We start from the raw sequence: 23,418 nt of genomic DNA, 5'->3' as shown, positions 1-23,418 counted from the left end.
GGGGAGACCTCCGGTCTCTGTTGTTATGCCGACCGGAGGGATAGTGCGCTATGCATGTACCTGTATGGGTCTGGGTCATCACCATTGCAGTGATCCTGGGCTTTTTTATTTTCGATTTCTACAGCCACGTACGCTCGCCGCACGAGCCGACCATTAAGGAGTCTGGTGGCTGGACTCTGTTCTACATGGGTGTCGCTGTCGTGTTCGGCGGCGTCGTGTGGGTGTTGTGGGACCATGAACATGCCGCACAGTTCTATACGGGTTGGATTACTGAGCAAGCCTTGAGTGTGGACAACTTGTTCGTCTTCTCGCTCATCATGGGTTCGTTCAAGATTCCCCGCAGGTACCAGCAGAAGGTACTGCTTATCGGTATCGTCTTGGCGCTGGTGTTCCGCCTCATCTTCATCATGTTGGGTGCGGCTATTATCGCAGCCTGGTCTGATGTGTTCTATCTCTTCGCCATCTTCCTCATTTACACCGCGGTGAAGCTGCTCATTGATGAGATCAATGACGCTCCTGAGACCGACCCCAACGACATGGTGGTGGTGAAGTGGCTGCGCAAGGTTGTCCACGTGACCCCGCGCTACCACGGTGACAAACTCACGCACCGTGAGGAATCTGGTGAGAAAAAGGGAAAGTTTGCGCTGACCCCGTTGTTTGTGGCGCTGGCTGCCATCGGTCTCATTGACGTAATGTTTGCGTTCGACTCCATCCCAGCCATCTACGGCATTACCTCGGAGCCGTTCTTGGTCTTTACCACGAATGCTTTCGCGCTGATGGGTCTGCGCCAGATGTTCTTCCTGATCGACGGCTTGCTTGATCGCCTGGTGTACCTGCCTTATGGACTGGGCATTATCTTGCTCTTCATCGGTGTGAAGTTGCTTTTCCACGCCCTGCACGAGAACAATCTGCCATTCATCAATGGTGGTGAGGATGTCAGCGCCATACCGGAGATTTCCACGCTGATGTCGCTGCTTGTCATTGTGGGTGTGCTTGTCATTACGGTTGTGCTTTCCCTATGGAAAGACAAGCGCGACCAAGCGCAAGGTGGTGTAGTCATTTCCCACAATCACTACGACTGGGATGACTTTGGAAACAAGATCGTCCGCAACAAGAAGGGTGAGTTCCTCGGTAAGGCGGAGGAACTACCAGAGAACCAGCTGCCGTAAACCTAGGCAGCTGGTGGGGGTGTTTTAGAAAGAGTTGATGACGGGGTTCCACTCACGGAAGGCGCGGGCAGTGACCGCGCCTTCCGTGTAGAAGGGATCCTGATCCATAATTTCGATGACCTGGGCAACCTCGACAGACTCGTCCTCAAACTGCAGGACAATGAGCGCGCCGCCCTTGGAATCAGTGAAGGGGCCAGAACCGCATACCTGGCCCTTCGCATGAAGAGCGCCGATGAATTCGCGGTGCTTGGGGCGGGCCTGGGCGATGATCGGGTTGGACGGATTGTAGTCGTAGGACACTGCGAAGTACTTCATGCTGATAATGCTAGTGCGCAGTGCGGGGATCTGTGGTCTGTTTAAAGCGTAGGGGCGATGCGGGACATGAGCCATGGCGTCACGGCCCTTCGTGACGGGTGTACACGGTAAGATGAGCCGTGTGAACAAGTCTCAGGATGCGCGAAACCAATCTCATGCCACGGATGTTAACCCCGAGGTGTCTAATTGGAACCTGCCGAATATCCTGACGAGTCTGCGAATTCTCTTCATCCCACTCTTTGCTTGGTTGGTGCTTACTGGGCACGGCTGGTGGGCGTTCGGCTGCTTCGTGCTTCTCATGATCACGGATAAGTTGGACGGCGATATCGCGCGTTCGCGGGGGCTCATCACAGACTTTGGCAAGATTGCTGATCCCATTGCAGACAAGGCCTTGATGACCGCAGCGTTTGTCTGTCTCAATATCACTGGGGCCTTGCCAGTGTGGGTGACCGTTCTCATTCTCGTCCGCGAGTTTGGAATCACCATCTGGCGCTTCTTTTTGCTGCGCCAGGGCAAGGTGGTACCTGCTTCCCAGGGCGGGAAACTTAAGACTGCGCTGCAGACTGTGGCTGTGGCTCTCTACCTGTGCCCGCTTCCGGGCTGGATGGACATCCCCAGCTTCATCGTGATGCTTGCGGCCGTCATTGTGACTGTGGTGACGGGTGTTCAATATCTCGTCGATGGATGCAAGGAAAATCAGTGAGTCTAGCAGCGCAGCTTGTCGCAGCCCTGCGAGATCGTGGTGAGACGGTAGCTTTCTGCGAATCGCTGACCGCAGGTCTAGCAGCCGCCACTGTAGCGAGCGTACCTGGAGCCTCAGCGGTCCTGCAGGGCGGATTGGTGACGTATGCGACTGAGGTGAAAGCGCACTTCCTCGGCACCAGTGTTCAGCACCTGGAGAAGCAGGGGGTCGTGTCCGCAGAGACGGCTATCGAGATGGCGCGGGCCGCTTGTGAGGAGACCGGCGCTGACTGGGGAATAAGCCTCACAGGAGTAGCTGGGCCCGATCTACAGGAAGGAAAGCCGGCCGGAACTGTCTTTGTGGGGATGTGCCGGAGGGGCGAGGCGAAGCGTGGTGTTCTTTTCGAACTCGAGAATGCCGGGCGCAATGTGGTACGTGAGGCGGCCGTTGACGCAGCCTTGAGCCTACTTCTATCAACTATCCAAGAAAATTAGGAGAACTCGGGAACAAGCACGGCCGCTCATGCGTTATACGAGGTGATGAACACTTCAGTTGCACTTCTTGACAAGCCTACTCAGACCACAGTGCGGTCCGCAGAGCGGACCCCAGAGCCTTTGCTGCGTGAGGCCTTGGGGATCACCCTCCGCGCCTTCCGCGCGGACAAAGGCGTGACCTTGCGTGAACTCGCCGGTGTTGCGCGAGTGTCCCCGGGATACCTCTCGGAATTGGAGCGCGGCCGCAAAGAGGTGTCCTCCGAACTTCTTGCATCCGTATGTCATGCGTTGGACGTGAGCGTGTCCGATGTCCTCATTGAGGCTGCTGGCTTCATGGCGCTGCCCTCGATGGATGAGGAACTGGCGTCCACGGCGCCTGCGGCATCCGAACTTTAGTGAGCTGTGGCTCAGCCTCGACCATAAACTCTGACGTAATTCATTCCACTTCGCTACTATTGAGCGGGTAGAAAACACTCGTGCAGAGTGGTTTAACCGTTAATGTGAACATTCCCAACTGCTGAGAAAGGCCCCTTTTGACATGGCGAACCCATTCGTAAAGGCGTGGAAGTACTTGATGGCTCTCTTCGATTCCAAGATCGAGGAGAACGCCGACCCGAAGGTCCAGATTGAGCAGGCCATCGAGGAAGCGCAGCGCCAGCACCAGGAACTCTCCCAACAGGCAGCCGCCGTGATTGGTAACCAGCGCCAGCTGGAGATGCAGCTCAACCGTCGTCTTAGCGAAATTGAGAAGCTGCAGCAGAACACCCGTAATGCCCTGAACTTGGCTGACAAGGCTCGTGCTGAAGGTGACGCACAGAAGGCGACTGAGTACGAGAACGCCGCTGAGGCTTTCGCTGCTCAGCTTGTGACTGCTGAGCAGTCCGTGGAGGACACTAAGAAGCTGCATGACCAAGCCCTGCAGCAGGCCGAGCAGGCCAAGAAGGCCGTTGAGCGCAACGGCATGGCTCTGCGCGAGAAGGTCAACGAGCGCTCGAAGCTGCTGTCCCAGCTTGAGCAGGCAAAGATGCAGGAGAAGGTTTCTGAGTCCCTCAGCTCCATGAATGAGCTCACGGCCAATGGAAACACTCCGTCCCTCGATGCCGTTCGCGACAAGATTGAGCGCCGCTACTCCAAGGCTCTGGGCCAGGCTGAGCTGGCAGAGAACTCTGTGTCGAACCGTATGCAGGAGATCGAGCAGGCTGGTGTGCAGCTAGCTGGCCACTCACGTCTTGAGCAGATTCGTGCGGAGATGAATAATCCGAAGGCCGTGGAGGGTAACTCCCAGCAGGCTATCGGTGCGAACGGGAACAACGCACAGTCGAGCGCCGCGGATGACGCTGTCCAGGCTCGTCTGCGTGAGCTGCGCGGCGAATAAAGGTGCCTTGAGGTTCTAGTCGCCTACGCCGCGTGCTTGGAGGGCCTCGCCCATGGCGCGGGCGCGGCGAATGGAACGAATAATCACCGGGGTGCCGAATGCGGTCAGTGAGGCCGTGGCGCCCCGGGCTTTTCGTGCGTCGAGCACTTCGAGCACCGTGCCTAACATGAGGGGGAGTAGGCGAATGGTCAGAGACATTGCAAGGGTGATGTTCTCCACGGGGACTCCCCACCGGCCTAAGGGGGCAAGGGCGCGGTCAAAGGAATCCATCATTTCGGAAACCTTCGTGGTAAGCGTCAGGAGGATGGCTGCGGTCACAGCGGCGTAGACCGTGAGAAACATGATGGCCGCCGATGTGAAATCCTTTTGCCACCACTGAAAAGCTGCGAGTGCTACGAGCAAGTAAAGCGGGGGCGCAAGTTGTCCTGCTGCGACGCGCAGGGGGATACGCGCTATGGGGAAGAACAGGAGGGGAAGAACAAGGCTCACTACTGCCCACGGTATCGTGCGCACCCCGAAGGTAGTCACAAGAACGAATGTGACGAGTGCGATGAACTTCGCCGCTGCTGGGAGGCGGTGAATGACGGTGTCAGCGTCGACATAGAAGCCGAGGGGGATGTTTCTTGGCATGATGCTAAAGCGGGCGGGAGGCCATGAGGTCGGTGTAGAAGGGGATGACCTCCTCTGGGGATCCATCGGCGGCGACCTTGTGGTTATCGATGCACAGGACACGGTCGAAGTCGGAGAGGAAATCAAGATCGTGCGTCACCACGATGAGCTGCTGTTCAAGTCGGGCGAATTCGCGGCGAATACGATCGCGGTTGCGTAGGTCGAGCAATGTGGTGGGTTCGTCAGCGATGATGACCGTTGGTTCCATGACGAGAACTGCGGCCAGCGCGAGTAGCTGCTTTTGCCCGCCCGAAAGCGTGTGTGGAGATTGCTCGGCGAGTGGGGCGAGACCGAAACGCTCGAGCGCGGCGTCAACGCGCGCCGCGCGTTCGTCTTTAGGTAGCTTGAGCCGGCGCAGAGAAAAGTCCACGTCATCACGCACATTGGGCATAACGATTTGGTTCTCGGCATCGGAAAAAACGAAGCCCACCTTTCGGCGTATGTCTTTGCCGTGCTTGGCGGCGTCCATTGAATCTACCAGGACTTCCCCTGTTGTAGGCTCTCCGAGACCATTGATGAGGCGCACAAGCGTGGACTTGCCGCCGCCGTTGGCGCCGATGATTCCAATTCGTTGTTCGTTCAGGGTAAGCGAGATGCCGTCAAGAATCTGCTTCTCATCGAAGGCGACGGATACGTCGCGGAACTCAATCTGTGGCACGGCAGTGCTCTAGCGATGCGTCGACTGAGCGCGGCGTCCCATGAGATCTGGGAAGGCGGCGTGGACACCGATGGCGATAACGACCATGACAACGACCTTGATGAGATCCGGGACGATGAAGGGGACTTGGGCCAGGATGGCCGCACCGAAGGACATCCCAGAGCGGACCATAAGTCCAATGCTGCCACAGAAATACTGGATGGCCAGGCCGACGATACCGGCGATGGCGAGCGTGACGGTCATACCAGTTTTATTGCTCGGAGCGCGGTAGGCGATGAGGCCGGTGATCGCTGGGGAGATGATGTAGCCCACGAGGTAACCCACCGTCGGTCCTGCAATGGCGCTCAGTGCACTACGCCCACCTGCAAGGATGGGCAGGCCGACGAGGCCCAGCACCATGAAGAGGAGTCCCACGAAAAGGCCACGGCGCCCACCCAAAACGAGGCCCGCGAGGATGATTACTGCATTCTGCAAAACAATGGGCACACCGGCGGTCGGCGTTGGGATGGAGACAAAGGCGAAGACAATGATGAGCGCAGTGAAGACGGCGACGTACGCAATGTCGAGAGCGACGGAATTCTTTTTCATGGACCAAAGCTTATCCAGAGTGATAAGTGTGCAGCAAACGGACACTTTTGAACACTGTTCAAGCTTTGCTTTCGGAAAACGGAACTACCCCAAAAGGGGTAGTCTTGAGGCGTGAATAAAGCTCAACCGCTAAGAGTTATGTGCGCAGGTGTGGCTGCCTGCGTTGTCAGTACCGTGTTGACGGGTTGTTTCATGTTCAACTCTTCAAACATTATCGATAACATCGACGCCGCTGCGGGCGTAGAGGATGGGGAACCTGGCAGGGTGTCAATGGCGGTCGGCGATATCTTCGATTCGTCCTATCAGCGTGTCATCTTTATTTGCTCAGGTGCCACCGAATGGGATGTAGATGAGGCAAGTGGCGGCACGTGGCAGGGTGGCTCCGACGACGAGGATAAATGGAGTCCGCCATCGCGGGGCCAGGTGGAAATCTATCGTGACGTCAACGATCCAGGTTTTTCGAAATATGTGACGACTAAGGCTTCGCAGAAAGACCTCGATGTGTGTGGGACCATGGGTGGCGTTGTGGCAGTGCTTCCTGCGGATGAACAGGTGACCTTTGTGCGATCCGAACAAGATGGCCCTTGGGTGAAGCAGTAGCCGTTCGACACACCATCGGGGAAGTGGGAAATCGAACACATGTGTGTGTATTGTGTGGGTGGAGTCCGGCAGGGGCGATAGAGTTTCGGCGTGGCTTGGAACAAGGGCGAAATCGCACTTGTTGACAGGCCTGGGAACCGATTCCCTCGCACTGAAGTCTAAATAGGTAACTCCCGTGCATTCGTCACGGGTCCGATAAAAGCAAGAAATACACCACAGTTAGAACGCTCGACATAGTGAGGAAGTAAATGGCTACTAAGAAGAAGTCCTCGGCAGCAAACAAGGGTGACGATCGTCAGAAGGCCCTTGACGCCGCGATGTCCATGATTGAAAAGGATTTCGGCAAAGGCGCGGTCATGCGTCTGGGGGACGATGAACGCCCGCCAATTCAAGCCATTTCCTCCGGCAACACCGCCATCGATATTGCTTTGGGTGTCGGTGGTTTCCCGCGTGGACGCATCGTGGAGATTTATGGGCCAGAGTCCTCGGGTAAAACCACTGTGGCCCTCCACGCCATCGCATCTGCACAAAAGGAAGGCGGCATCGCGGCATTCATCGATGCTGAGCACGCGCTTGATCCGGAATATGCACGTCTTTTGGGTGTCGATACGGACAATCTTCTGGTGTCCCAGCCTGACACGGGTGAGCAAGCGCTGGAGATTGCGGACATGCTGGTGCGTTCCGGTGCTATTGACATCATCGTGATTGACTCCGTGGCGGCCCTGACGCCGAAGGCAGAGATCGAGGGCGAGATGGGTGATAGCCACGTCGGCCTGCAGGCTCGGTTGATGTCCCAGGCGCTGCGTAAGATGACTGGCGCGCTGTACAACTCCGGTACCACCGCCATCTTTATTAACCAGCTGCGTGAAAAGATCGGCGTGATGTTCGGCTCGCCGGAGACCACCACCGGTGGTAAAGCGCTGAAATTCTATGCGTCCGTGCGCTGCGATATTCGCCGTATTCAGACTCTCAAGGATGGCCAGGACGCCATTGGCAACCGCACCAAGCTCAAGATCGTGAAGAACAAAGTGTCCCCGCCGTTCAAGATCGCTGAGTTCGACATCATGTATGGCGAAGGAATCTCCCGCGAATCCTCCATCATTGACTTGGGCGTTGAGCATGGATTCATCAAGAAGTCTGGATCATGGTTTACCTATGAAGGTGACCAGCTGGGGCAGGGCAAGGAAAAAGCCCGTAACTTCCTCAAGGAGAATCCGGATTTGGCGGATGAGATTGAGAAGAAGATCTTCGTCAAGCTTGGTGTAGGTGCCGCTGCCGCTGAGGCAGGGGAGGATGTTGCCATGGATGTGCCCGGCGCAGACGATCCGCTGACTGATGAGGCAGTGGATTTGGTTCCGAACGTCGATTTCGACGACGACTAGGCCCAGAGATATAGATGGTTCAACCGTCGCCCGAGAAAATAGAGAAGCTCCGCCGCGCACTTGAAGACTATGAATCAGGTGCTGTTGGTGGGCATCTCATCGACGTTGAGGCTGAAGAGTCTAAGGCCGACGTGAGGTCACGTGCACTTGGTCTTTTGGACCAGCGAGCGCGCTCCCGTAAGGAACTTCATGACCGACTCATCGCAGCTGAATTCGAGCCAGATGTGATCGATGCGGTGCTTGATGACCTCGCAGAAGTTGGCCTCATCAATGATGCAAGTTTCGCGCGTGAGTGGGTACGCCAGCGGCATGTGCGCCGTGGTAAATCCGCACGAGCTTTGAACTTGGAGCTCAAGGATAAGGGCGTGGAGGCCGCAGACCGTGCCGCGGCCTTGGAACAGGTCACCGAGGATTCCGAGGAAAGCGTAGCTCGCCAGGTGGCGGAGAAGAAGGCCCGAACGTTAAAGAAGGTGCCGGCGGATCGTCATGAGCGCGACAAGTTCTTGCGGCGCATCGTGGGGACGTTGGCGCGCCGCGGTTACAGCCAAGGGCTGACGATGCGGGTGTCCATTGAGGTGCTGGATGCCCGCATCGCCGAGCTCTCTTGAGTGTCAGTTCTCCTGAATATGTCTGTGTAGAGTCCTTATTCGGCGGGGTTGCGGATTTCTTTGTAGCTCTCCGAGTGCCAGTCCACGTTAATGTTGTCCTTGGTATCGAGGCCTTGGTCTCGCTGCTCAGGAACTTTTGCCACGATATTTCTGCGGGCACGGCCAGCACGTAGCTGGCGCTCGATGCGCTCAGCAAGAAGGCTCAAGCCCCAGTTGATGAGAATCATGATGATTGCCACAACGACGAGCGAGGCTACGTAGTTCTTGTTGTAGGACGCTGACTGGATTCCGGAGCGCACCACCTCGATGTAGCCGATCTGATAGCCCAAAGCCGAGTCCTTCAGTGCAATGATCATCTGCGAGATCAGGGCCGGAAGCATCGCGGCTACGGTTTGGGGCAGCAGGATCGTCACCATTGTTTGGTTATGCGAGAGACCCAACGCGCGCGCCGCTTCCGTTTGCCCCTTCGGTAGTGACTTGATCCCCGAGCGCAGGATCTCAGCCACGACAGAGCCGTTGTACAACGTGAGAGCGAAAACCACGGCACTAAAAGCCAAGTGCTTGGACGGCACCACGTTGTAGATGGCAAAGAGCTGATAGGCAAAGATCATGAGCAGAAGCACCGGGATGGCGCGGAAGAATTCCACAACCACACCGCACACGCCGCGGATGATGGCATTCTCGCTCAAACGGCCAAGGCCAAAAATCACACCGAAGATGATCGCGAAGATGATCGAGGCCACCGCCGAGAAGATAGTGCCGCGAAGGCCGGGGAGCAGATAGGTCGTCCATGTTTGGCTGTTGAGAAACGGGGTCCATAACTCAGACGCGAGCTGACCGCGCCCAGCCAACGTGGACAATACCCAATACAGCGCTGCTGCTCCCAGCACCAAGGTGAGGATCGTGTAGATAAGGTTTCGACGCTTACCTTTCGGACCAGGGGCGTCATAAAGCACAGTTGCGCGTACAGCCATTACTTCTTCACCGCCAAGGTCTCAGAAAGCTTGCCCAGGCCAAGGCCCATGGGCAGGGTCAGAATGATAAAGCCCACCGCGAAGATGAAGAAGATGAGGAACAGCTGGCTCGCGTGCATCTCAATCGTCGACTTCATGAGCAGGGAGGCTTCCGCGACGCCGATAGCGGAAGCGATGGTTGTGTTCTTTGTCAGAGCGATGAGCGTGTTGCCCAACGGAACGATGGCTGCGCGGACTGCCTGGGGAAAAATGATTGTGTTGAAGGTCTGCGAGAAACTCAACCCCAATGAACGAGCTGCCTCAGCCTGACCAAAGTCCACCGTGTTAATGCCGGATCGCAGTGACTCCGCAACGAAGGCTGAGGTGTAGAGAATGAAGCCAACAATAGCGAGGCGGAAATTGTTGTCCACGAGGAAGGTCGAAGAATCCCTGCTTGCCAAGGTCAAGCCCAAATTCTGGTACAAGCCGAAGGAGCAGAACAGGATGATAAGTGTGAGCGGGGTATTGCGCACTATGGTGATGTACGTGGTGGCAATCCAGCGCAAGATGCCTACTGGGGAAACACGCATGGCTGTAAGGATGGTGCCCACAATCATTGCGCCTAGTGCGGACCAAAAAGTCAGCTGGATGGTGAGCCAAAAGGCTGGCCATAACTCAGGGCCGAGTGTAGCCCACATGGAGTCCATAAAATTCTCCTACTTACGAGTCTGCGCCGAGGGGTAGCCCCGGCGCAGACTATGCGGTGGATGTGACAGGTCGCTTCTGGCCTTTAGGAGTCGAGGAAGGACAGGTCACCGATGGTGGCTTCGTCGATGCCCTCACCCTTGTCCAGGTTTGCGGAAACGAGTTTGTCGAATTCGCCAGAGGAGTGCAGCTCCTCCAATGCCTTGTTCACGGCGTCGGTTGCTTCTTGGTCATCCTTCTTCAGGCCCGCGCCGTAGTACTCGTCCGTGAAGGGCTTGCCGTCCTTTTCCAGCTCTACGACCTTGAACTTGCCCGGGTTCTGCGCTGCGTAGCCGTTGAGGATGGTCGCGTCTGTGGTCATCGCGTCAACGTTGCCCTGGCTCAAAGCTTCCACACAGGAGGAGTAGGTGTCGTACTCCTGTAGCTGAACACTCGGTAGGGCTTCCTTGACTTTCTGGGCCGGGGTGGATCCGGTGACCGAGCAGAGAATCTTGCCGTCGAGGCCATCGAGGCCGGTGATCTCTTTGTTGTCTTCCTGAGTTAGCAGTGCCTGGTGAGTGATGAGGTACGGGCCGGCGAAATTCACCTTCTCGGCGCGGGACGCGTTGATCGAGTAGGTCGCGGTGATGAGGTCAACCTCTCCGTTCTCAATGAGAGTCTCGCGCTGTGCAGATGGGGTCTCACGCCACTCGATCTCCGGCTCTTCCCAGCCATTCTCCTTAGCGATGTGATTGACCACGTAGGTGGCGATATCTACGTCGAGTCCGGTCATGGAACCGTCGCCTTCACGTAGGCCGAGTCCCGGCTGATCGAATTTGGTGCCTAGGGTGACGTTGCCCGACTCAATGTGGGCGAGCAAACCCTCGCCGCCGCCGGCAGAGTCGGAGGAATCGCCGCCACAGGCAACGAGCAAGGAGCTTGAAGCAGCGAGAGCAGCAACGGTGGCAGTGATGCGGGAAATGGAACGAGACATGAGGTTCTCCTTAGATAGAACAGTGGGTGGATGAGTTGAAAAAGAGCGAGGTGGTCGTGGTGTTTAGTGCTGAAGGATCTTGCCTAGGAAGTCCTTGGCGCGGTCTGACTGCGGGTTAGTGAAGAAGGAGTCAGGATCCGTGTCCTCGACGATGCTTCCGTCCGCCATGAAGAGAATGCGATCAGCAGCGCGGCGCGCGAAGCCCATTTCGTGGGTAACCACGACCATGGTCATGCCTTCCTTGGCAAGGTCCGTCATGACATCGAGGACTTCGTTGACCATTTCGGGGTCGAGTGCCGACGTAGGTTCGTCGAACAGCATGACCTTGGGGCGCATCGCTAGGGCGCGGGCGATAGCCACGCGTTGTTGCTGGCCGCCAGAAAGCTGAGCGGGATACTTTTCTGCCTGGTTGGCAATGCCGACGCGCTCAAGGAGCTGCATGGCCAGCTCTTCGGCTTCCGCCTTCTTCATCTTGCGCACCTTGATGGGGCCCAAGGTGACGTTGTCTTTGATGGTTTTGTGCGGAAAGAGGTTGAACTGCTGGAATACCATGCCCACGTCCGCGCGCAGTTTGGCTAGGTCGCGGCCTTCCTCGGGGAGGAGGGTGCCGTCGATGGAGATGCTCCCTTCCTCGATGGTTTCAAGGCGGTTGATGGTGCGGCACAGTGTAGATTTGCCGGATCCGGACGGGCCGAGCACAACCACCACGTCGCCGCGGCCGATCTCCAGGTTGATGTTGCGGAGTGCGTGGTAATCGCCGAAGTACTTGTTGGCTCCGGAAATTTCAATCATGGGGCGCGAAGTGTCATCCATGCCACACCACCCTGGTATACGTGAACTGAATCATAGTTAGAAGAATAAGGTGCGGGGAGAGAGTGATGGAGGAACTTTGTGTAACGAATACATAACGCTTGGCAAGCCTTCTCTCATTATGAGTAGCTGCACAGGGCCGTTAGAATGTCCCCACGTGAGCACCCCTGTAACTGAAAACCAGCCGCGCACCTACGAGGTGCGCACTTTTGGCTGCCAGATGAACGTGCACGATTCCGAGCGCATTTCCGGCCTGCTTGAAGAAGCCGGCTACACGGCCGCGCCTGCCGACGTTGAGCCGGACCTCGTTGTCTTTAATACCTGCGCAGTACGAGAAAACGCCGACAAGCGTCTTTATGGCACTCTCGGCGCCCTCAAGAAGACCAAGGAAAACCACCCGGGGATGCAGATCGCCGTTGGTGGTTGCCTAGCACAGAAGGATAAAGACACCGTATTGGACCATGCCCCGTGGGTCGATGCCGTCTTCGGCACGCACAATATGGCGGCATTGCCTGCGTTGCTCGAGCGCGCTCGCCATAATGACGAAGCTCAGGTCGAAATTGTTGACTCGCTTGAAGCTTTCCCGTCCGTGCTCCCGGCGAAGCGCGAGTCCGCTTACGCTGGCTGGGTGTCGGTCTCGGTGGGCTGCAACAACACGTGCACGTTCTGCATCGTTCCTTCCCTGCGCGGCAAGGAAGAAGACCGTCGGCCCGGTGACATCCTTGCGGAGGTTCAGGCTCTGGTGGACCAAGGCGTTTCTGAGGTCACGTTGCTGGGACAGAACGTCAACGCCTATGGCGTGAACTTCGCTGACCCGGATATGCCGCGTGACCGTTTTGCCTTCTCTAAGCTGCTACGCGAGGTAGGCAAGATTGAAGGGCTGGAGCGCCTGCGCTTTACCTCCCCGCACCCGGCTGAGTTCACCTCAGATGTTATCGATGCGATGGCAGAGACTCCGTCCGTGTGCCCACAGCTGCACATGCCCCTGCAATCGGGTTCGGATAAGGTGCTCAAGGACATGCGCCGCTCCTACCGCACGAAGAAGTTCTTCGGCATCCTCGATGAGGTACGCGAGAAAATGCCGCATGCGGCGATTACCACCGACATAATCGTGGGCTTCCCCGGTGAGACCGAGGAAGACTTCGAAGCCACGATGGACGTGGTGCGCCGCGCCCGGTTTGCCTCGGCATTCACGTTCCAGTATTCGCCTCGCCCGGGCACCCCTGCAGCGGAGATGGACAATCAGATCCCTAAGGAGATCGTCCAAGAGCGTTTTGAGCGTCTCGTGGCTCTGCAGGATTCTATCCAAGCAGAGGAAAATGCCACGCTGGTTGGCACAGACGTTGAACTTTTGGTTCAGGCAGAAGGTGGCCGCAAGAACGATGAAACCCACCGCATGTCTGGTCGCGCGCGCGATGGACGCCTCGTTCACTTTGCGCCTGTCGACGCCTCCGGGAAGGACATCTCCGCCGAAATCCGCCCTGGCGATGTTGTGCACACCACGGTGACGGATTCGGGCTCCTTCTTCCTCGTTGCTGATTCTGGAGTGACCGAGCATCGTCGTACCAAGGCCGGGGATATGTCGGCCGCTGGTCAGACCCCGACTACAGCGCCGATTGGTGTGGGGCTGGGCCTGCCGGGCGTCGGCAAGCCAAGTGCGCCTGCTGGACCGGTGGATGCCTGTGGCTGCTAGCGAAGAGTAGGCTCCGAAGACATGAGTGATGATGTGACCACCGCACAGGATGCCATCGCAGCCGAGCGCCGCGCGGCCAAGACCATCGAACTGGGCGCACACCGCTATGCGCTGATTGCAGCGGTTGTCCTGTGGGTGGCCTATCTGTTACTTCCGTACGCCGGAGCGGCTCGCGGATGGGAAGCTTTGCTGATGGGAACAACAGCTGAGGGCGTGAAAATGTCCATCGTTGAGGCCATCAGCGCGTGGCTGGCGCTGGTGGGCATCGGTGTGTTCACCACCGCCACGGTTATGACGCGGCGTACCACGCTGGCGCTCGTAGCGTGGATGATGGTGACCATCTCTTTCTTCTCTAACCTGTGGGGCTTCTGGTACCGCGGCAGCGCGGCGGACGGGGCCTCCATCGGAATGTACGTAGGCGCGCTGGCGACGTTCGTGGCCTTCCTCGTCTACTGCCAAGTGGCCCTTCGTCGCAGTCCTGAGCAGCTTGCCGCGCAAGAGCGCGTGCGAGAGGCCTCCGGAAAACTCGATCAGATAGGAATCCTGCAGTCCGAGGCCGCCACAGATGTCCCTGCCGAGCAGAACCCGCTGCTCATCGATAATCGCCGTTCCCAGGCAGCCTCCCGCCATCGCCGTAGCCTTCACGAGCCCAAGGACTCCAACGACGTGGAATAATACGGGGAATAGTCGCTGATATCTCCGCGTTGTGGAGTGCATGGCTACACTTTTTGATTCCCTTGAGCTGGGAGCCTTGACCCTCCCTAACCGTGTGACGATGGCAGCGCTGACTCGCTCCCGCGCTGGGCGTGACGGTATTCCCACGCAGTTGCACGAGACCTACTACACGCAGCGAGCCTCGCTCGGTCTCATCGTCACCGAAGGTGTCTTTCCGGCAGTGAGCGGCCGTGCTTTCCCTGGCCAGCCAGGTATCGAAACCCCAGAGCAGAGTGCCGGTTGGCGTCGGGTTGCAGACTCCGTTCACAAGGCAGGTGGGCGTATCTTCATGCAGGTGATGAATGGCGGGCGTTTGTCCCACACGAGCCTTCTAGAGGGTGCTGAGCCGGTCGCGCCATCGGCGCTGGCATCTGGCACTGCGGTGCGCGACTTCGAATCTCGGAAGGAGTGCCCTGTGCCGCGAGCACTTGAGAGTGATGAGATTCCTCGCATCATCAATGAGTTCCGTCAAGGTGCACGTAACGCCATCGATGCTGGCCTCGACGGCGTGGAAATTCACGGTGCCAACGGGTACCTCCTTCACCAGTTCTTAGCCCCGAGCTCCAATCACCGCGATGACGCCTATGGTGGTACACCAGAGAATCGATTTAGACTCGTCGAGGAAATTGTGCGAGCCGTGGCAGAGGAGATTGGGGCAGACCGAGTGGCGATTCGCCTGTCCCCGCAGAACAACATCCAAGGCATTGAGGAGATGGACCCCGCTGACGTGCTTGCCACCTATGGCGGGCTTCTCGACGCCACCTCAGACCTTGGCCTTGCCTATGTTTCCTTCCTTCACGCGGATCCCACGGGTGAGCTGGTGAGCGAGCTGGTGACGCGTGCGCGCGCGAATGGGCGCACCCGCGTCTTCCTCAACTCTGGGTTCGGGCAGGTAACCCAGCACGAGGAAGCTGCGGAACTCATGCAGCACGGCGACGCTGTTGCTGTTGGCCGCCTCACCATTTCCAACCCTGACCTGGTACGCCGCTGGAAAGAAGAGCTACCAGTCACGGCGCCGGACGAGTCCACCTTTTACACGGGTGGTGAAAAAGGCTACACCGATTACCCGTTTTACAGGGTGAGCTCGTAGGCGCTGCTGGCCGAGATAGCGTGGGCGCCCAGCCGTGCATAGAGCGCGTTCATGGCGGGATCAGCATCCGCGACGGAGCAATAAGCACGACGCACCATGGGCCAATGCTCGGCCACTGCATACTGGGCATGCTGCTTGGCCTTGGTAGCAAGTCCTTGTCGGCGATGCTCGCGGTCCGTTACCGTCAACGTCCACTCGCAGACCTCAGGGTCGGCATCACCGTGCCGTGAGAGTTCGGTAAGCGCAACGACACGTCCGTTGTCAATGATCCCGACCAGCAACGTATGTGCGCCCCGGGAGCGCAGTCGTGCGTGTGCTTCAGCGAGGCGCTGTCGCGTCCAGACAATGGGCTCCACACTCAAGTCGCCGAAAATGGCGTCGGTGGAGGCAAGGGTGAGCAGACGAAGGACATCATCGAGCATCTCGTCTGGGATGTCATAATCAGCCCACACCTGGGCCCCAAGAACCGGGGGAGTAGGACTGATGTCGACGTACATCTGGTGCTCTGCGTGCTTCTGCTTAAACCCGAGCTCGAGGTAGGCCTGCGACATCGGGTCATAGGTATAGTCCGCATCCGGTGGATAAAGCATGCCCACCTGGACGGTGCTGCGCCCCAGATGGCGGGTTAAGAGAAGGGCTTCCTTGGCCAGCGCCCGAGTTACTTCGAGGGCCTCGGGCTCAAGATCTTCACCGGGCATGGGTAGAAGGTCAGCAGCGAGAACGCACTCGATGTCGGCGTTTTCCGTCTCTTCCAATAGTGGGAGAGAGATGTGGATAAAACCATCGAAATCAATTTCCGGGCTAGGCTCGGCCGCCGAAATGACAGGAAGGCCGAGTTCACCGGCTTCTCCGAGGGCGGAATCTGTCAAACCAAAGAGCAGTGTGCGGGACTCTGTTGAGCCTTGCAGACGCTGAAGAACTCGGCGCGGTGAACCACTAGCGGCAGGGTCGCCGCTGGCTTCTTGTGCAGCGAGGTTGGCATCAAAGACGAAGCTGCGAAGGCAATCTGCCGGCTCAGCGGTGGCCGAGCCCGGCGGGGCGACAATCTGGACAAACACCTCAGTGTGGAGCTGCGAAACGTTCTACTTGTCGTTCACAGCAGCCGCGGCTGCGTCCGCGAACTCCTGCCACTGCGAGGCCTGGGCGCGCAGGTCCTCAGCCTTCTTGGCGTTGCCCTTGGCCTCCGCGGCCTCTGCCTGGGCGTTGAGGTCATCTACCTTGGACTGGAACTGTGCCACACGTGCCTGGGCTTCTGGGTCGGTACGGCGCCACTCGGATTCTTCGGCATCGCTTACGCGCTTCTCCAGTGCAGAAATCTTTGCCTCGTACTCGCGAACCTGATTGCGCGGTACGAATCCAATTTCCTCCCACTTCTCCTGCAGCTCGCGCAGTTTGGCTTTGGCAGCGTCGATGGACTTGGAGGGGTCAATCTGGGCGTCATACTCCGCAATGAGTGCGTCCTTGGCAGCGGCATTCTCAGCGAACTGCTTATCGCGCTCGTCATTGACCGCATTGCGGGCGTTGAAGAAGTGATCCTGGGCGGCACGGAACTTCGCCCACAGCTTGTCGTCCACCTCACGCGGGGCACGGCCGGCGGCCTTCCACTCCGTCATGAGATCGCGGTACGCGCGGGCGGTTTCTCCCCAGTTGGTGGAGTCCTTAATGGCTTCGGCGCGCTCGACCAGCTCTTCCTTCTTTGCACGGGCAGCAGCGCGGTTGCGATCCAGCTCGGCAAAGTGGGAACCACGACGGCGGTTAAAAGAATCACGGGCGCGGGAGTAGCGCTTCCACAGGGCATCATCGGTCTGGCGGTCGATGCCGCGGATCTGCTTCCACTCCTCCAGGATGGCGCGGATACGGTCACCGGCGGCCTTCCACTCGGTGGAGTTCGCAGCTATCTCCTCCGCTTCAGCGGCCAGCTTTTCCTTCTTCGCAATCGCTTCCTCGCGGCGGCGGGCCTTGTCTGCCTGAGCTTGCTCACCGGCCTCAACGGAGTGCTCGATGACCGCTGCTAGGCGCGTGTCAAGAGCAGCGATATCGCCGATGACGGCTTGCGTAGGAAGAGATTCGCGCAGCTCTGCCGCGGTGGTTTTGATGGAGGAAGCATCGCCCGGGTGAGCCTTAAGGCGGGATTCGAGCAGTTCGATCTCGGTAGAAAGATCGTCATAACGTGCTCCGTAGTGTGCCAAGCCCTCTTCTGGGGTGCCGGCCTGCCATTCACCAATTTTGCGTTCGCCTTCTGGGGCGTTGACAAAGACCGAACCATCAGCATCGACGCGGCCCCACTGTGCGGGGTCATTCTTCAGGGGCTGAGCGGGGCGTGCCGCTGGTGCAGAGGGCTTAGGGCCGGGACGGGCGCCCTTGCGGGGCATTGCTCCAGGAGTAGGGATAGCGGACATGGTAGGAAACCACCTTCGGTACAATCGCGCCGCGCGACACGGCTGCCAGAACTTATGTCACACAACACTACCGTTTGAGCCGCGCAGCCGCGTGTTAACCCCAAACTTTTGACCTTATAAGATGGGGAATGATGCAGAATCTCATGATTATGCCGGCTTCACCGGCGCTAGCGGAAGAACTCTCACCGAGCGACGATGCCTCCCGAGCACTCCTCAGGGCGGCATGCGAGCTAGTCCGTGACGCCGCACGCGTTATCACCGGCGGGTCCGTGCCACTTCAGGTGGACATCGTAGGCTCACAGGATGCGCGTTGGCGCACGGAGCTCACCGGTAGCCTGCAGGCTTGGGGCGCCCCGCAGGTCACGGTGGGCGGCGGCAACTATCTCCCTGAGCTGATGGCTCGCTATGTGCTCACCGCGGCAGTAGGAGCCGAGGGCTTTGAAGTCACAGATTCTCGAGCCGACATTGAGGACATTGAGGAAGGGCGACTTACCGTGGTGTGTGTCGATGGCTCTGCAGGGCTCACCGACCGCGCTCCTCTCGCACTGGTGGACGGTGCCCGTGATGCTCACCTGTGGTGTGAGTCAGTGTTGTCAGGGGCGGATAGCCACTGTGATGAGGAGAAGCTGCACGACGCCGGAGTTCTCGAAACGTCGTTGTGGGCGCAACTAGCTACCGTGCATCCGCATTATGCGGAGCTGCGGGCAGCCGATTCCACCCTGGGGGTAGGTCGTTATGTGGCGGGGTGGCAACGCTGATGACAACGTCGACGCGTACCCCCATTGCGGTGGTGGGACCCACCGCTTCTGGAAAGTCAGCGCTGGGCGTGGCTTTGGCCCACGAGCTGGACGGAGAGGTGGTCAATGTTGATTCCATGCAGCTCTACCGAGGGATGGATATCGGAACCGCGAAGCTGACCTTGGAGGAGCGCGAGGGAATTCCACACCACCAGCTAGATGTCTGGGATGTGACCGAGACAGCTTCGGTCGCCCGATATCAGGCCTCTGCTATTGCTGATGTCGAGGACATCCTCGCACGCGGCAAGACCCCCATCCTTGTGGGTGGATCCATGCTCTACGTTCAGTCGCTGGTCGATGATTGGCACTTCCCGCCCACGGACCCAGAGGTGCGCGCTCGCATCGAAGCACGCCGCCGCGACATTGGGACGGATGCTTTGCATGCCGAACTCGCCGAGGTCGATCCCGCCGCCGCAGACATCATCGAGGACAAGGACCCTCGCCGCACCGTTCGAGCGTTAGAAGTCATCGAGCTCACCGGCAAGCCATTCAAAGCCAGCCAGCCTCCCAAAGATGCACCGCCGCGCTGGGGTACGCGCATCCTGGGCCTACGCACCGAAGCCAGCTGGCTCAACCCTCGCATTGAATTGCGCACCCGACGGATGTTTGACAAAGGCCTCGTGGAGGAAGTGGAACGGCTGCAAACACAGGGCCTTATCGCGGACTCTACAGCTGGGCGCGCCATCGGCTACGCCCAAGTGCTCCAAGCCCAGCGCGGAGAGCTCACGTGGGAGGAAGCCGTGGAGCGCACCATCACCGGCACACGGCGTTATGTGCGCCGCCAACGCGCCTGGTTCAACCGGGATAAGCGCATCTCATGGTTGGATGCGCTGGGTGATACGCGGGACGAGGCCTTGCGCGTCCTCGCGAGCCGTTAGACTCTTAAAGCATGAACTTTGCCAAGGGACACGGAACCGAAAACGACTTCGTCATTGTTGAGGGAACCCAGCCGCTTTCGGCGGAAAAGGTGCGGGCACTGTGTGATCGCCGTGCCGGCATCGGCGGTGACGGCGTTTTGCGCGTCATCCGTGCGGGAGAGCTGCTCGCAGCCGGTGAAATTGAAGAACTCGCGCCGGGAATCGATGACCAGGACTGGTTTATGGACTACCGCAACGCCGATGGCTCGGTAGCGGAGATGTGCGGTAACGGAACGCGCGTCTTTGCCCACTGGGTACGCTCCCGCGGATTGGTCGGGGAGGACACCTTCACCGTAGGAACCCGCGCTGGGGCGAAGCAGGTCACTGTGCATTCGTGCACGGAGGCCGAGGCGGACGTGAGCGTGGAGATGGGGCCGGCAACGGTGACGGGAGTGTCCACCGCATCGATGGCGGGGGAGAGCTTCGCCGGACTAGGCGTGGACATGGGAAACCCCCACTTGGCCGCAGTGCTTCCGGGCCTGAGTCCAGAGGCGTTGGCGGAGAAGACACTGGAGCAACCGGTCATTGATACTGAATTTTTTCCAGCAGGTGTCAATGTCGAACTCGTGACGCCCCTGCAGGACGGTGTTATCCACATGCGCGTGTTCGAGCGCGGTGTGGGGGAGACCCGCTCCTGCGGTACCGGTACGGTGGCGGCGGCATGCGCCGCGCTTGCCGATGCCTCCCATGCCACCGGCTCCGTGCGCGTCATCGTTCCTGGTGGCGAGGTGACGGTTGATATCACTGAGGAAGGCTCGACACTCACTGGCCCGTCGCGCATCGTGGCCACCGGCGAGACCACGCTGTAGTGGCTGAGGCGGGCTCAGCGTGAACGAAGCTTGGCGCTTATTTGTAGTCTGTGCCTAATGCCAGTGCGGCGCGGCGCGCGGACAGCCAGCATTCCTTGAGTTCGGCTGCACGCTCATCTGCAACCTTGAGCAAAGACTCCAACTCGCCCGTTTCGATGTCCGGGGCGTTGACTCGGGCATTGAGGCGACGAAGGAACCGCTGCGCGCCGTGCATCTCATAGTGGAAGGCTTCGATGGATGGGTTGGTACAGTCAACGTCGACAAGCGCAGGGCGGTGTAGCGTGCGATCCGCCAGCGCATCAGAATCCTCACTCGTTGCGAACGTGGTGTAATCCTCGATGACGTCGGTGATGTCCTCTACCGTCAGCGCAATTGATGCGCGCAGCGCGGCGTGTTCGGAAGCATTCGGGCGGGAATCTGCAAAGAGCCACAGCGCTCCGCAGACGAGAACAGCGAGAATAACTCCCTGCAGCTTCAGCGTCACTACCAGCACCACGGCCGTAACCGCGGCGAGGAGCAGGGCGAACCCACGACGCTGAGATGCAGAAAAGTTCATAGTTTCAACTTTACGGCAAAAGCCCTAGAGATGAACCCTCTAGAGTTGAGCCTTAGTGACCGCCGCAGCCGCAGCCGCCGGACCCACAGCCACAACCGCCTTCACCACCGCAGCCGCCAGTCGGCATGGCGATAGACGCTGTGAGCATGGCCGTGCCAGCCAGGACAGAATCCTTGTCCGGCAGCTCCCCGAAGCTTTCCGGAAGACACAGGTCGAAGGGGAAAACACCATCCATGACAAGGTGCATGAAGCGCTGTCCCGTGAGCTGGTTGTGGCGCCACTCAGACTCCATAACGCGGGCAGCAAACGTGCAACCAGGGGTAGGAGCCGCAGCACCAGATCCGGAGGCGACGATCTGAGCACCTTCCGACTCGAAGGTAGCGGGGAAGGAGCCTTTCTCCGCTTCATAGGCTTCGGTGCTGTCAAAGCGAGCGACATCGAGGCCCATGGCGGTGAGTTCCACTTGTTGCCACTGCTGCGTGTCTTCGTCGACAAGCAGCGGACCCTGTGCCAAGTTTGCCGTAGCCTGCGCCACAACAGTGCCAAAGGGATCGATAATGTCGAGATAAGCTAGGACGTCATTGATCATGGATACGTGGGCGAAACCCTGGGTCACGGACTCAAAACCAATGAAGGTGGCAAAAGGCTCGACCGCCAAGATGTTGATCTGTGCGCCGGAGGCATCCGCAAACTGGATGAGCTGTCCACCCCGTACCTCACCGGTCACCGCCAATTGGTTGGTGGAAATCGCTGCCTCAACGGCGTCCTGCCAGCGTTCATAGTTGAGGCCGATGGCCCGCATTTCTGGATGGGTCTTGTGGTTGACGGTCATGGCCACCATTGTATCCCCAGTCAATGGGAGTCAAAAATGGCCCCAGGCACCTCCTGTCACCGGATCGAGAGGACCGCAATTCCCGCATTACGGCCCCGACGTGGAAGAATAGGGAACATATGACGAAACAGACCCATGATGAACTCCTCGCGCAGGCCTTCGGAGAGCCTGCTCCTTCTTCGCAGGACCCGACGACGGGTGATTTGGATCTTGCCGAGCGCAACGCCTTCCGCCGTGTGACGCGGGATACCACCATCCGTGCCGAGGACACCACTGACGGATACGAGGTGGAGTACCGAAAACTCCGATTGGAGCGAGTGATCCTCGTCGGCGTGTGGACCGAGGGAACCGTGGCCGAAGTAGAGGCCACGATGGCGGAGCTTGCCGCGCTGACGGAAACTGCTGGCGCCGAAGTCGTGGAGGCGTTGTACCAGAAGAGAGAGAAGCCAGACCCCGGTACCTACATTGGTTCAGGCAAGGCCGCGGAGCTCAAGGACATCGTCGCCGCCACAGGCGCGGATACCGTGGTGTGCGATGGTGAGCTCACCCCCGGCCAGCTCTCTGCCCTTGAACGTGCGCTCAACACCAAGGTCATTGACCGCACCATGCTCATTCTGGACATCTTTGCGCAGCACGCAAAGTCCAAGGAGGGTAAAGCCCAGGTTTCACTGGCACAGTTGGAGTACCTCTACACGCACACGCGTGGTTGGGGCGGCAACCTCTCGCGTCAGGCAGGTGGTCGTGCGGGTTCCAACGGCGGAGTCGGCCTGCGTGGTCCTGGTGAGACAAAGATTGAGACGGATCGTCGCCGCATCCGTACCCAGATGGCATTGTTGCGCAAGGAACTGAAGGCGATGAAGACCGCACGCGAGGTTAAGCGCTCGAAGCGTCAGCGCTCCACCGTGCCGCAGATTGCGATCGCCGGCTACACCAATGCCGGAAAATCCTCGCTCATCAACGCGATGACGGGCGCGGGTGTGCTCGTTGAGGATGCCTTGTTCGCCACGCTTGATCCGACCACTCGCCGCGCCGAGCTTGCCGACGGCCGCCAGGTCATCTTCACCGACACCGTCGGCTTCGTGCGTCACTTGCCCACTCAGCTGGTGGAAGCCTTCAAGTCCACCCTTGAGGAGGTGCTCGCGGCTGACCTTATGCTGCACGTGGTCGACGGTTCTGATCCGTTCCCGCTCAAGCAGATTGAAGCGGTGAACAACGTCATCTACGACATCGTGAAGGAGACGGGCGAGGAAGCCCCACCGGAAATCATCGTCATCAACAAGATCGATCAGGCCGATCCCCTCGTGCTGGCGGAGCTGCGCCATGTCCTCGACCGCGACAATGTTGTCTACGTCTCGGCGAAAACGGGCGAGGGAGTGGATGAGCTCACCGCACGCGTGGAGCTTTTCCTCAATTCCCGCGATGAGCACGTGCAGCTGCTCATTCCGTTTACCCGCGGGGACGTGGTGGCACGTCTCCACGCGGAAGGTACCGTGCGCAGCGAGGAGTACTCGGGGGAGGGCACGCTTGTCGACGTTCGCTTGCCCGCCTCCGTCGCCGCCGAACTAGATGAGTTCCGAGTGGAGGATTCACAGGCCTAGTCTCGCTTAGGTTTCCGTGCTCTGGTGGGCCA

General features: G+C 58.9%; 27 protein-coding genes. 15 read left to right on the top strand and 12 right to left on the bottom strand.

Annotation, left to right across the window (positions count from 1 at the left end; genetic code table 11):
* The first annotated feature begins 50 nt into the window (after window positions 1-50).
* Window positions 51-1,169, top strand: coding sequence for a TerC family protein (locus HMPREF3149_RS00590; protein ID WP_042531271.1), 1,119 nt, complete (start codon window positions 51-53; stop codon window positions 1,167-1,169).
* A 24-nt stretch (window positions 1,170-1,193) separates the two neighbouring features.
* Here the strand turns inward: HMPREF3149_RS00590 and HMPREF3149_RS00585 are convergent, their stop codons facing one another.
* Window positions 1,194-1,484, bottom strand: coding sequence for a YciI family protein (locus tag HMPREF3149_RS00585; protein WP_042531269.1), 291 nt, complete (start codon window positions 1,482-1,484; stop codon window positions 1,194-1,196).
* A gap of 112 nt (window positions 1,485-1,596) precedes the next feature.
* Here HMPREF3149_RS00585 and pgsA point away from each other — a divergent pair, with 112 nt between their 5' ends.
* The 4 genes from pgsA to HMPREF3149_RS00565 all read left to right on the top strand — a co-directional run bounded on the left by pgsA (window position 1,597) and on the right by HMPREF3149_RS00565 (window position 4,035).
* A complete protein-coding gene (gene pgsA / locus HMPREF3149_RS00580) occupies window positions 1,597-2,187 on the top strand; it encodes a CDP-diacylglycerol--glycerol-3-phosphate 3-phosphatidyltransferase (protein WP_141741426.1) in 591 nt (196 codons plus the stop codon).
* The gene (locus HMPREF3149_RS00575; protein WP_210385387.1) at window positions 2,169-2,660 is read left to right on the top strand and encodes a CinA family protein; all 492 of its coding nucleotides are present in this window, start codon (window positions 2,169-2,171) and stop codon (window positions 2,658-2,660) included. The genes pgsA and HMPREF3149_RS00575 overlap by 19 nt, the downstream gene beginning before the upstream one ends.
* 45 nt (window positions 2,661-2,705) lie before the next feature.
* Complete coding sequence (locus HMPREF3149_RS00570; RefSeq protein ID WP_070535683.1) at window positions 2,706-3,056, top strand: helix-turn-helix domain-containing protein; 351 nt, start codon at window positions 2,706-2,708, stop codon at window positions 3,054-3,056.
* Window positions 3,057-3,198: 142 nt separating this feature from the next.
* Window positions 3,199-4,035: a PspA/IM30 family protein gene (locus HMPREF3149_RS00565; RefSeq protein ID WP_070535681.1), complete on the top strand. Its 837-nt coding sequence runs from the start codon at window positions 3,199-3,201 to the stop codon at window positions 4,033-4,035.
* A gap of 15 nt (window positions 4,036-4,050) precedes the next feature.
* Here HMPREF3149_RS00565 and HMPREF3149_RS00560 read toward each other — a convergent pair whose 3' ends face one another.
* The 3 genes from HMPREF3149_RS00560 to HMPREF3149_RS00550 are packed head-to-tail and all read right to left on the bottom strand — an operon-like array spanning window position 4,051 to window position 5,950.
* Window positions 4,051-4,665 carry an energy-coupling factor transporter transmembrane component T family protein gene (locus HMPREF3149_RS00560; RefSeq protein ID WP_070535678.1) on the bottom strand — a complete coding sequence of 205 codons (615 nt, stop codon included), beginning with the start codon at window positions 4,663-4,665 and terminating at the stop codon, window positions 4,051-4,053.
* Window positions 4,666-4,669: 4 nt separating this feature from the next.
* Window positions 4,670-5,362 (bottom strand): energy-coupling factor ABC transporter ATP-binding protein, encoded by a 693-nt coding sequence (locus tag HMPREF3149_RS00555; RefSeq protein WP_070535675.1) that lies wholly within the window; start codon window positions 5,360-5,362, stop codon window positions 4,670-4,672.
* A gap of 9 nt (window positions 5,363-5,371) precedes the next feature.
* Complete coding sequence (locus HMPREF3149_RS00550; protein ID WP_070535672.1) at window positions 5,372-5,950, bottom strand: biotin transporter BioY; 579 nt, start codon at window positions 5,948-5,950, stop codon at window positions 5,372-5,374.
* Window positions 5,951-6,061: 111 nt separating this feature from the next.
* Here HMPREF3149_RS00550 and HMPREF3149_RS00545 point away from each other — a divergent pair, with 111 nt between their 5' ends.
* The 3 genes from HMPREF3149_RS00545 to recX all read left to right on the top strand — a co-directional run bounded on the left by HMPREF3149_RS00545 (window position 6,062) and on the right by recX (window position 8,540).
* The gene (locus tag HMPREF3149_RS00545; protein ID WP_141741425.1) at window positions 6,062-6,550 is read left to right on the top strand and encodes a hypothetical protein; all 489 of its coding nucleotides are present in this window, start codon (window positions 6,062-6,064) and stop codon (window positions 6,548-6,550) included.
* A 248-nt stretch (window positions 6,551-6,798) separates the two neighbouring features.
* On the top strand, window positions 6,799-7,932 hold the full coding sequence (gene recA, locus HMPREF3149_RS00540; protein ID WP_070535667.1) for a recombinase RecA: 1,134 nt from the start codon (window positions 6,799-6,801) through the stop codon (window positions 7,930-7,932).
* 14 nt (window positions 7,933-7,946) lie between these two features.
* Window positions 7,947-8,540: a recombination regulator RecX gene (gene recX / locus HMPREF3149_RS00535; RefSeq protein WP_070535664.1), complete on the top strand. Its 594-nt coding sequence runs from the start codon at window positions 7,947-7,949 to the stop codon at window positions 8,538-8,540.
* 35 nt (window positions 8,541-8,575) lie between these two features.
* On the opposite strand, the gene HMPREF3149_RS00530 is transcribed toward recX, so the two are convergent.
* The 4 genes from HMPREF3149_RS00530 to gluA form a co-directional block, all read right to left on the bottom strand.
* A complete protein-coding gene (locus HMPREF3149_RS00530) occupies window positions 8,576-9,514 on the bottom strand; it encodes an amino acid ABC transporter permease (RefSeq protein ID WP_070535661.1) in 939 nt (312 codons plus the stop codon).
* On the bottom strand, window positions 9,514-10,200 hold the full coding sequence (gene gluC / locus HMPREF3149_RS00525; protein ID WP_042531246.1) for a glutamate ABC transporter permease GluC: 687 nt from the start codon (window positions 10,198-10,200) through the stop codon (window positions 9,514-9,516). Before gluC ends, HMPREF3149_RS00530 begins: the two co-directional genes overlap by 1 nt.
* Before the next feature lie 83 nt (window positions 10,201-10,283).
* The gene (locus HMPREF3149_RS00520; RefSeq protein WP_042531244.1) at window positions 10,284-11,171 is read right to left on the bottom strand and encodes a glutamate ABC transporter substrate-binding protein; all 888 of its coding nucleotides are present in this window, start codon (window positions 11,169-11,171) and stop codon (window positions 10,284-10,286) included.
* A gap of 63 nt (window positions 11,172-11,234) precedes the next feature.
* Window positions 11,235-11,963 (bottom strand): glutamate ABC transporter ATP-binding protein GluA, encoded by a 729-nt coding sequence (gene gluA / locus HMPREF3149_RS00515; RefSeq protein ID WP_168162169.1) that lies wholly within the window; start codon window positions 11,961-11,963, stop codon window positions 11,235-11,237.
* Window positions 11,964-12,102: 139 nt separating this feature from the next.
* Between gluA and miaB the strand changes: the two genes are divergently transcribed.
* The 3 genes from miaB to HMPREF3149_RS00500 are packed head-to-tail and all read left to right on the top strand — an operon-like array spanning window position 12,103 to window position 15,478.
* Window positions 12,103-13,674, top strand: a complete 1,572-nt coding sequence (gene miaB / locus HMPREF3149_RS00510; RefSeq protein WP_083280727.1) for a tRNA (N6-isopentenyl adenosine(37)-C2)-methylthiotransferase MiaB — start codon at window positions 12,103-12,105, stop codon at window positions 13,672-13,674.
* Between the two features lie 21 nt (window positions 13,675-13,695).
* Window positions 13,696-14,349, top strand: coding sequence for an Rv2732c family membrane protein (locus tag HMPREF3149_RS00505; RefSeq protein WP_070535658.1), 654 nt, complete (start codon window positions 13,696-13,698; stop codon window positions 14,347-14,349).
* Between the two features lie 40 nt (window positions 14,350-14,389).
* The gene (locus HMPREF3149_RS00500; RefSeq protein ID WP_042531239.1) at window positions 14,390-15,478 is read left to right on the top strand and encodes an alkene reductase; all 1,089 of its coding nucleotides are present in this window, start codon (window positions 14,390-14,392) and stop codon (window positions 15,476-15,478) included.
* On the opposite strand, the gene HMPREF3149_RS00495 is transcribed toward HMPREF3149_RS00500, so the two are convergent.
* Complete coding sequence (locus HMPREF3149_RS00495; RefSeq protein ID WP_070535657.1) at window positions 15,460-16,536, bottom strand: GNAT family N-acetyltransferase; 1,077 nt, start codon at window positions 16,534-16,536, stop codon at window positions 15,460-15,462. The two genes, HMPREF3149_RS00500 and HMPREF3149_RS00495, sit on opposite strands and share 19 nt — an antisense overlap.
* Before the next feature lie 24 nt (window positions 16,537-16,560).
* A complete protein-coding gene (locus HMPREF3149_RS00490) occupies window positions 16,561-17,877 on the bottom strand; it encodes a DUF349 domain-containing protein (RefSeq protein WP_070535654.1) in 1,317 nt (438 codons plus the stop codon).
* Window positions 17,878-18,008: 131 nt separating this feature from the next.
* Between HMPREF3149_RS00490 and HMPREF3149_RS00485 the strand changes: the two genes are divergently transcribed.
* From HMPREF3149_RS00485 to dapF, 3 genes are read left to right on the top strand one after another with little or no spacing between them, the layout of a single operon-like run.
* A complete protein-coding gene (locus HMPREF3149_RS00485) occupies window positions 18,009-18,635 on the top strand; it encodes a hypothetical protein (protein WP_042533298.1) in 627 nt (208 codons plus the stop codon).
* Window positions 18,635-19,552, top strand: coding sequence for a tRNA (adenosine(37)-N6)-dimethylallyltransferase MiaA (gene miaA / locus HMPREF3149_RS00480; protein ID WP_070535651.1), 918 nt, complete (start codon window positions 18,635-18,637; stop codon window positions 19,550-19,552). Before HMPREF3149_RS00485 ends, miaA begins: the two co-directional genes overlap by 1 nt.
* An 11-nt stretch (window positions 19,553-19,563) precedes the next feature.
* Complete coding sequence (gene dapF, locus HMPREF3149_RS00475; protein ID WP_042531232.1) at window positions 19,564-20,400, top strand: diaminopimelate epimerase; 837 nt, start codon at window positions 19,564-19,566, stop codon at window positions 20,398-20,400.
* Window positions 20,401-20,437: 37 nt separating this feature from the next.
* On the opposite strand, the gene HMPREF3149_RS00470 is transcribed toward dapF, so the two are convergent.
* The gene (locus HMPREF3149_RS00470; protein WP_042531230.1) at window positions 20,438-20,956 is read right to left on the bottom strand and encodes a hypothetical protein; all 519 of its coding nucleotides are present in this window, start codon (window positions 20,954-20,956) and stop codon (window positions 20,438-20,440) included.
* A gap of 52 nt (window positions 20,957-21,008) precedes the next feature.
* Window positions 21,009-21,797: a hypothetical protein gene (locus HMPREF3149_RS00465; protein ID WP_070535648.1), complete on the bottom strand. Its 789-nt coding sequence runs from the start codon at window positions 21,795-21,797 to the stop codon at window positions 21,009-21,011.
* 110 nt (window positions 21,798-21,907) lie between these two features.
* Here HMPREF3149_RS00465 and hflX point away from each other — a divergent pair, with 110 nt between their 5' ends.
* A complete protein-coding gene (gene hflX / locus HMPREF3149_RS00460; RefSeq protein ID WP_070535645.1) occupies window positions 21,908-23,386 on the top strand; it encodes a GTPase HflX in 1,479 nt (492 codons plus the stop codon).
* Window positions 23,387-23,418: the final 32 nt, after the last annotated feature.

This window comes from Corynebacterium sp. HMSC05E07, from assembly GCF_001807225.1.
Lineage (GTDB): Bacteria > Actinomycetota > Actinomycetes > Mycobacteriales > Mycobacteriaceae > Corynebacterium > Corynebacterium singulare.
This window is presented reverse-complemented; position numbering and strand designations above follow the sequence as displayed.